The 8023-nt window shown below is 56.4% G+C and carries 6 protein-coding genes; 5 read left to right on the top strand and 1 reads right to left on the bottom strand.

All coding sequences use genetic code 11. The features are described 5' to 3' along the window. The first annotated feature begins 455 nt into the window (after positions 1–455). The 4 genes from HWX89_RS06895 to HWX89_RS06880 are packed head-to-tail and all read left to right on the top strand — an operon-like array spanning position 456 to position 6226. On the top strand, positions 456–1922 hold the full coding sequence (locus HWX89_RS06895; RefSeq protein ID WP_138792219.1) for a TolC family protein: 1467 nt from the start codon (positions 456–458) through the stop codon (positions 1920–1922). A 33-nt stretch (positions 1923–1955) separates the two neighbouring features. Then, positions 1956–2708: an efflux RND transporter periplasmic adaptor subunit gene (locus HWX89_RS06890; RefSeq protein ID WP_138792220.1), complete on the top strand. Its 753-nt coding sequence runs from the start codon at positions 1956–1958 to the stop codon at positions 2706–2708. A gap of 3 nt (positions 2709–2711) precedes the next feature. Continuing rightward, entirely contained in the window at positions 2712–4094 is a 1383-nt protein-coding gene (locus HWX89_RS06885; RefSeq protein WP_246705098.1) for an efflux RND transporter periplasmic adaptor subunit, read from the top strand. Next, positions 4091–6226: a site-2 protease family protein gene (locus tag HWX89_RS06880; protein WP_138792221.1), complete on the top strand. Its 2136-nt coding sequence runs from the start codon at positions 4091–4093 to the stop codon at positions 6224–6226. The genes HWX89_RS06885 and HWX89_RS06880 overlap by 4 nt, the downstream gene beginning before the upstream one ends. A 28-nt stretch (positions 6227–6254) precedes the next feature. Here the strand turns inward: HWX89_RS06880 and HWX89_RS06875 are convergent, their stop codons facing one another. Continuing rightward, entirely contained in the window at positions 6255–7151 is an 897-nt protein-coding gene (locus HWX89_RS06875; RefSeq protein ID WP_138792222.1) for a LysR family transcriptional regulator, read from the bottom strand. 111 nt (positions 7152–7262) lie between these two features. Between HWX89_RS06875 and HWX89_RS06870 the strand changes: the two genes are divergently transcribed. After that, positions 7263–8015, top strand: a complete 753-nt coding sequence (locus tag HWX89_RS06870) for an SDR family NAD(P)-dependent oxidoreductase (protein WP_138792223.1) — start codon at positions 7263–7265, stop codon at positions 8013–8015. The last annotated feature ends 8 nt before the right edge of the window (positions 8016–8023 follow it).

Here is an 8023-nt window from a genome sequence, read left to right as displayed (position 1 = left end):
TACCTGCCGTGGACGACTGATGCCGACGAGGAAAATGCTCGTTCATTCACATGTCTCCCGCTTCCAGACCCCAGACAGACCGCGCGGATGGGTGCCCGAGAAGACTCAGGCAACGGCTGTCGGATTAACGAGTTCCAAACTTGACGGTGCGTTCGTTAACAAAAAACTAATTTCGGCCGGCAAGCTTTAGCAAGTGAGAATGTATACATAAATCCCTGTGGGGTCGACGTCTTCCTGACTTTTGTCAAGAAAATCTGCATCCTCAACGGGAGGGCAATTTTTGCCTGCAAGTATGAAGACCGACGATTTAAGGTCCTGTTAACCATATCCGTCAATCATTTAACGGCCCTTAGGTTTCCGACACAACGTTTCTTCTGGTTGAAACGTTGGAGCCGTGCGTTCCCTGGTATTGCTTCTCGCAAGGGTTTCGTAGTGATGACATACGAGGTGACGCAGTGAAGTTCCCATTTATCTGGACTGTGCCTGTTGTCCTGCTTGCTGCCGGCTGTACGGTGCGGACAGAACCCCTTACGCCCGAGGCAAACGCTGTTTTCGGGCATGAGAAGCTTGTTAGGGCAACGGCAAATCAGGAACCCATTACCGGTTCGATCGATCTTTATGATGCGATGGCGAGGGCGTTGAAATACAACCTCGACACCAAGGTAGAGATCATGCAGGCCGCGCTGAAAACGCGCGAGGCTGATCTTGTCAGCTACAGTGCGCTGCCTAAAGTGGTGGCGGGTGCAGGTTATGCAGGACGTGACCAAGCGGATCCGTCGACACCCTCAACGCGTGACGACAGTATCAGAACAGCAGATCTGACATTCTCATGGAATATCCTTGATTTCGGATTGTCTTATGTTCGAGCCAAGCAGGCCGCTGATCAGGCTCTGATACAGGAGGAGATGAAACGACGTATCGTCAACAAGGTCATCGAAGATGTGCGCACCGCCTACTGGCGGGCGGTCAGCTATCAACGTCTGGTTGGTCGAATGCGGGCGCTTGAAGGCCGCGTGGCGAGGGCGTTGCGCGACACCCGTGGCCTGTCATCAAGTGGCGAGAGTTCACCGCTGGTGGCGCTGACCTATGAGCGCGAGCTGATCGAAGTGAAACGCGAAGTCGAGATGCTGGAGGGCGAACTGAAGGTTGCCAAGAGCCAGCTTGCAGCGCTGATGAACGTGACGCCCGGAACGGAATTCACACTGACGGTGCCAAAACGCGCTTCGACGCGTCTGGCGGTGCCGGACAATATGCCGGAAATGTTCCGTATCGCGGTGGAGAACCGTCCGGAGATGCGTGAAGTTGCCTACCGCACGAGGATCAACGAGAAGGAAGTTAATGCGGCCCTTCTGGAAATCCTGCCAGGCTTCAACGTCTATGCTGGAGCCAACTACGATTCCAACGAATTCATCGCCACGAATGACTGGCTGTCATGGGGCGCCAAGGTCAGCTTCAATGCAATGAAGCTTGCCAGCATGCCGGCGGTCAACAAGAAGATCGAGGCGGAGAAAGAGGTTCTGGACGCGCGCGCATTGTCGGTTGCTATGGCGATCATGACGCAGGTTCACATCAGCCGCACGCGCTATGCCCACCTCAACAAATCTTATGGCACGGCGGCAGCGCTCTCCAACGTCTCTCACCGCATCCTCAAGCAGGTACGCGAGGAAACCAATGCTCAGAAGACCAGCGAGCAGATCCTCATCCGTGAGGAGATGAACGCGCTTCTTGCCGATGCCAAGCTCGATATGGCCTATGCCGATCTGCAGAATGCCTATGCCAACATCTACGCCTCTCTTGGCGTAGACCCGTTCCCGGCCGGGCTGTCTACAAGTTCGAGCATAGACCAGATGGCGCTGCAACTCAGGACAATGTGGACCGATACCGGTGGTCCCGCAAAGATAGAGGTGGCCACCGCCAAATAGCGGGCACCGCTGACGGCGTGAGGGAGGTACGACGTGCAGACATGGAATGTATTGGGTCTTGTTCTTGCAATCGCGACTGTAACGCCAGGTGGTCATCCTGCTTATGCGCAGGATGACGGCACGGCGTCGCGAGGTATCGTCAAAGCCGTCAATCAGGCAATGATTGGCACGGATCTCAGCCTTCCGATCGTTTCTCTGCCGTTTCGCGAGGGCCAGGATTTCTCCAAAGGTGATGTTCTGGCCGCCTTCGATTGCCGCGACCTCGAAGCGCAGGTGAAATCGGCGGAAGCCGTGCTTCGTGCTGAAACAATCACGCATGAAAACAATATGCGTCTCGCGCGTTCAAAGGCCGTCGGCTCCTACGAGGTCGATTTGTCCAAGGCAAAGACCGACCAGGCGGCGGCGGAACTGGAAGCCTTTCGAAGCAAGATGGCACGCTGTGTCATCAGGGCTCCCTACGATGGTCGCGTGGCTTTCATGCGCGCAAATGAGCACGAAATACCGGAGCCAAATCAACCGCTTATGCAGGTCGTTAGCACTGGAGATCTCGAGATTGAAACGCTTCTGCCCTCTCCCTGGCTACGATGGCTGAAACCTGGAGCGCCGTTCACCATCGCGATCGATGAGACCGGCGAACAGAAAAAGGCGGAAGTTGCCCGGATCGCTGCAACGGTTGACCCTGTCAGTCAGACGGTCAAGGTAACGGGGCGGTTTTCCGGCGATACAAAAGGAATTTTGCCGGGAATGAGTGGGGCGACAAAATTCAACCCCGTGCCCGGGGAGTAACGGATGGAACGAGAGATCAAGGCGACGGCTGCTTCATCCCAACGCATCACGACAGATGCGGGACAGGCCGCGTCCAGGGCATACGAACTGCTTTTGCGTATTGAAGCGGAAGCACGGCACGTGGAAACTGTTGGCGAGTTGGCGTTTCTGATCGCCAACGAAACAATCCACATTGCCAAGTGCCGCCAGGTTTTTGTTCTGGCCGGATCTGAAAAGAACCTTGCGGTCAAGGCAGCGACGTCAGTGAGCGGCATTGATCGCAACTCGCCTCGTATCCGCTGGATCGAGGCCATCGTGAGCAATCTTCGCAACGACAGAGGTCTCAAGGACGTTTGTGATTTTGCGCTTCCGGCGTTCTGCCCGTTGAATGATGAGGAGCATAAAACCTATCCCAGCCGTTTCATGGCCTGGTTGCCGTTTCAGCTTCGCGACGGCACGGTGTTCGGCGGCATGCTGATCGCCCGCGAAGTCCCCTGGAACGAGCCGGGGCTGACCATTCCACGACGGCTGGCAGCAACCTATTCGCACGCCTGGGCCGCGCTTTCCGGCAAACGTCGCCTGAAACGTCGGGTCAGGATGAAACCGTTACTCGGTGCGGCGCTGATTGCTGCCATCGCTCTCGGTTTCTACCCCGTTCCGCTCACCGTTTTAGCGCCGGTTGAAGTGGCGCCTATTTCCCCTCGCATCATTGCGGCGCCAATGGATGGTGTGATTGAGAGCATCATCGTCAATCCCAATCAGATGGTTCGGCAAGGTGAACCGCTTCTGAAAATGTCTGACGTCATGCTGCGCAACGAACTCGCTGTGGCAGAGCAGGACGTGCGTGTCGCCGAGGCGAAGCTGATGCAGGTCACACAAGGCGCGGTTTCCGATCCGAAACTGCGGGCAGATCTTGCCATAACCCGAAGCGAGCTAACGGTCGCCGCCGCAAAACGAAACTATGCCGGCGATATGCTGCAGCGTTCGGACGTGCGAGCACCATCGGATGGGATTGCAATCTACACCGACCGGCGCGACTGGATCGGGCGTCCGGTCACAACGGGCGAACGCATCATGGAAGTGGCGGACCCGACGCGCATGCAACTACGGATTGATGTGCCGGTTGCCGACGCGATTGCGGTTTCGAAAGGAGCGAAGGTCCGTGCCTTTCTCGATTCAGATCCGCTGAAACCGGCCAATGCTACAGTTGAGGCCGTCTCTTTTGAGGCTCGCATGGTGGAAGGTGACGTGCTGGCCTATCGCATCTATGCCGCCCTGGATGGTGACAAACCCGGTATGCGGCTTGGTATTCGTGGAACTGCGCAGATCAGTGGCGATAAGGTGGCGCTGGCCTACTACCTGTTCCGGAAACCAATCTCCGTTATTCGCCAACGGTTTGGCTTATGATTACCGCTCAGCCCACCGATGCGCCGCTGCCGATCCTGCGTGAGGATCTACAGATCGTCAGGGTGGGGGCAAGTTACTCCGGGGCACCCGCCTGGGTGATCTTCGATCCAATCCGGAACCGCTTTTTCCGGATCACGTACGAGATGTTCGAGGTGCTGCGGTTCTGGAATATGAGCCGTACAGTCGGAACTCTGCTCAAGACCGTGAATGCCCGCTTTATCGAGCGGATGTCGGAAGACGATATCGGAACGATCGTGCGTATGCTGGAGCACAATCTGCTCCTGGTCCAGCCGACCCGGGGCGGATGGAGGGCTTTGCACCAGAAGGCGCAGCCACGACATTCGATATTCATGCGGCTCATTCACAACTATCTGTTTTTCAAGATACCGCTGGTCAGGCCTGAGTGGTTTATCCGCGCGACATGGCCGTATATCGGGTTCCTCTTCAGTCGTGGATTCTGGTGTGTGTCTGCTTTCGCGGGATTGATTGGTCTTTATCTCGTATCTCGTCAATGGGATGCTTTCGTCGGCACGTTCCCCTTCGTGTTTTCGCTTGAAGGTGCCGTAATCTCCATCCTTTCGGTGATCTTCATCAAATGCCTGCATGAACTGGGGCATGCCTATGTGGCACATCGTTTCGGTTGCCGCATTCCGACCATGGGCGTTGCATTCATGGTGATGGTGCCACTGCTTTACACGGATGTCAGTGATGCGTGGAAACTGAAGTCACGGTGGCAGAGGTTGAGAATCGATTCCGCCGGTATGCTGGTAGAATTGACGGTGGCAGCCTACGCACTGCTTGGGTGGGTGTTTGTACCGGATGGGCCTTTGCGCAGCGCACTTTTCGTGTTGGCAGCGACGGGTGTCGTTTTGAGCCTGCTGGTCAATCTCAACCCGTTCATGCGCTTCGATGGCTATTACATTCTGGCGGATTTGCTTGGCGTGGAGAACCTGCAGCCGCGGAGCTTCCGGCATATGCGGTGGCGCCTGCGGGACTTCCTGTTCAAACCTGGCCACCCGGCACCTGAAGTCTTTCCGCCCGCGCTTGATGTCACGCTAACCCTTTATGCGATTGCGACGGCGATCTACCGGCTGGCCCTTTATCTCGGCATTGCGGTTCTGGTCTATCACTTCACCATCAAGCTTGTCGGCATTTTGCTTTTCGTCGTCGAGATCGGTTTCTTCATCATTCGCCCCGTTTTCATGGAAATGAAGGAGTGGTGGGCCATGCGCAGTGACATTCTTCGTAGCCGTCGAACTTATGTGACTGTTGCAATCCTCGGATTATTGGTGGCGCTGGCCTTTTTACCGCTTTCCACCCGTGTGACCGCACCTTCCGTCATCTATCCGCAGGAGTTCCTGCGGCTCTATCCTCAGGAGCCGGGACGGATTGAAAGGCTTGATATTTCAGTAGGGCAGGTGGTGAAAGCGGGGGATGTCCTGTTTGTCATCGATGCGCCGCAGATCAGTGAAGAGTTGAAGATTGCCGAGGTCGAAATTGAGCTTGCGCGTTCCCGTTTGGCGCGAGTCGCTGCCAACGCTGACGATCTTGCGCAGCGCAGCGTTATTGAGAGCGAACTTGGCAGCTCGCTGGCCCGAAAGCGCGGACTTGAAGAACGCCGAACGGCTCTCGTCGTCAGGGCACCGTTCGACGGGACGATTACAGACGTCAATCCGGAAATTTTGCCCGGACAATGGGTTGGCCGTGCGGAGCAGATCGCCTTTCTCTCCTCCGGCCAAGGCTCAGTGGCTCGCGGATATGTCGCCGGAAACGACAGTGCGCGACTGTCGCCCAATGCGGCTGGCTGGTTTGTGCCGGATGACATATCTCAGCCGAGACTGCCCGTAACACTGGCGGCCATTGCTGAAGCCGGGGCAAGGGAAATCGAGGTTCCGCAACTCTCTTCACAACATCACGGCGCTATCGCTGTCCACGTTGCGTCAGAAGGCAAGAGACAACGCCTGGTGCCAGTCTCGGCGCAATATGCCGTTGTTGCCACAATTGATGGTGACATCTTTGTACCGCCACGCTCCGTTCAGGGCGTCATGCTGCTTCATGGCGAAGGTGTCAGTTTTGCAGAACGCATGTGGCGGCGTGTCCTCATGGTCCTTTTCCGCGAAGCAGGCTTCTGATCGTCTTTCTATCCTGAAAGGTGTTTCATCACGCCAACGCGTCTTTCGGGAAATTTGCGGCCAAAGCATCGATGAATTTGCGCACAGCGGGTGGAAGGCCACGTCGGGTCGTAAAGACGAGGTGAACAAGTCCCGTCATCCCGCGCCATGCCGGCAACACCCGAACGAGCTTGCCCTCATCGAGGGCCTGTCGGCATGTGTGGTCAGGTAGCAGCGCTACACCCAGCCCCGCTATCGCCGCTGCCCTGACCGCATTGAAGTCCGTGCAGCCGATACGTGGTTCGTGGCGAAGTGTATCTGTACGGCCGTCGTCAGTCTCCAGAAACCAGTTAACTTCGGCCTGATCATCTGTCGTCGAGAGTGTCGGCTGACCTGCAAGCTGCTTTATATCGCCAATTCGGCTCGCCATCTGCGGACTTGCGACAAGAATGCGGATCGAGTTTCCGAGCGATCGCATCGTCAGGGATGCGTCGCTGTCGAGCGAGGTACGGACACGCAGTGCCACATCGATCCGTTCTTCGATCAAATCGACAGGGCGGTCGATGGCGACCAGTTGCAGTCGTACTTTTGGGTACTGCACCAGAAACTGGTTCACAAGATCGGAAATAGGCTCGACCAAGCCGGTCGGACAACTCATGCGGATCAGGCCATGCGGCTCTGATTTCGCTTCTGCAGCCAATATTTCCGCACGTTCTGCCTCCGCCAGCATCGCTTTGCATCGCGCATAAACGGACTGCCCGACATCGGTTACGCGAAAACGACGACTGGATCGTTCAATTAGGCGGACCCCGAGACGCGCTTCCAACCCCGCGACCCGCCGGCTCAATTTCGACTTTGGTTCGTTGAGCGCTCTGCCTGCAGCCGCGAAGCCGCCGTGGTTCACCACTTCGGCGAAATAAACGAGGTCGTTCAGATCAGTCCGCATTATCGTTCTCCATATGGAACGCTGGGTCGTAAAAATGCCGTCTATTTGCGCCATCGTTCTGCTGTCATGTTCTCTCCAACGGCAACGGGGCCGTCAAGAAGGAACAAGACAATGAGTAAGAAATTCGAAAACAAGGTCGTGGTCGTGACAGGCGGCACGAGCGGTATCGGTCTCTCAACCGCAAAAGCCTTCGTAGAGGAGGGGGCATCAGTTTTTATCACGGGTCGTCGCAAGGATGCGCTTGATGCCGCTGTAAAGGCAATTGGCGGTCGCGTGATCGGTGTGCAGGCTGATATGAGCAAGTTGGCAGATATCGATCGGCTTTATGATGCAATCCAGCAGAAGCACTCGCACATCGATGTTGTGTTCGCCAACGCCGGCGGTGGCGAGATGGCAGCGCTTGGTGCAATCACCGAAGAGCATTACCAGAAGACATTCGATACCAACGTCAAGGGGACGTTGTTCACGGTTCAAAAGGCGCTACCGCTGTTGCGGGATGGTGCCTCGATCATTCTGACGTCTTCCACGACGAGCATCTCCGGCACACCGGCCTTCAGCGTCTATTCTGCAACAAAGGCTGCCGTCCGTAATTTCGCCCGCAACTGGATACTCGATCTGAAGGATCGCCACATTCGCGTCAACGCCGTCAGCCCGGGAGTGACGGATACGGCTGGTCTCAACGAACTGTTCGGTAACGGTGAAAGCGCCGAGAGCACCAAGAATTACCTTGCAAGCCTCATTCCTGCAGGTCGGGTCGGCCAACCGGACGAAATCGCTAAGGCAGTCCTCTTCCTGGCATCGGATGATGCGTCCTTCGTCAACGGTGTGGAGCTGTTTGTCGACGGTGGCCAAGTCCAGATTTGACGCTCTGT

The organism is Rhizobium sp. RM (genome assembly GCF_013390595.1).
Lineage (GTDB): Bacteria > Pseudomonadota > Alphaproteobacteria > Rhizobiales > Rhizobiaceae > Agrobacterium.
This window is presented reverse-complemented; position numbering and strand designations above follow the sequence as displayed.

What these genes read in the sequence shown, in the direction of transcription:
- HWX89_RS06885 (WP_246705098.1), top strand. Translation starts at nt 2,712, where the DNA reads ATGGAACGAGAGATCAAGGCGACGGCTGCTTCATCCCAACGCATCACG.
- HWX89_RS06880 (WP_138792221.1), top strand. Translation starts at nt 4,091, where the DNA reads ATGATTACCGCTCAGCCCACCGATGCGCCGCTGCCGATCCTGCGTGAG.
- HWX89_RS06875 (WP_138792222.1), bottom strand. Translation starts at nt 7,151, where the DNA reads ATGCGGACTGATCTGAACGACCTCGTTTATTTCGCCGAAGTGGTGAAC.
- HWX89_RS06870 (WP_138792223.1), top strand. Translation starts at nt 7,263, where the DNA reads ATGAGTAAGAAATTCGAAAACAAGGTCGTGGTCGTGACAGGCGGCACG.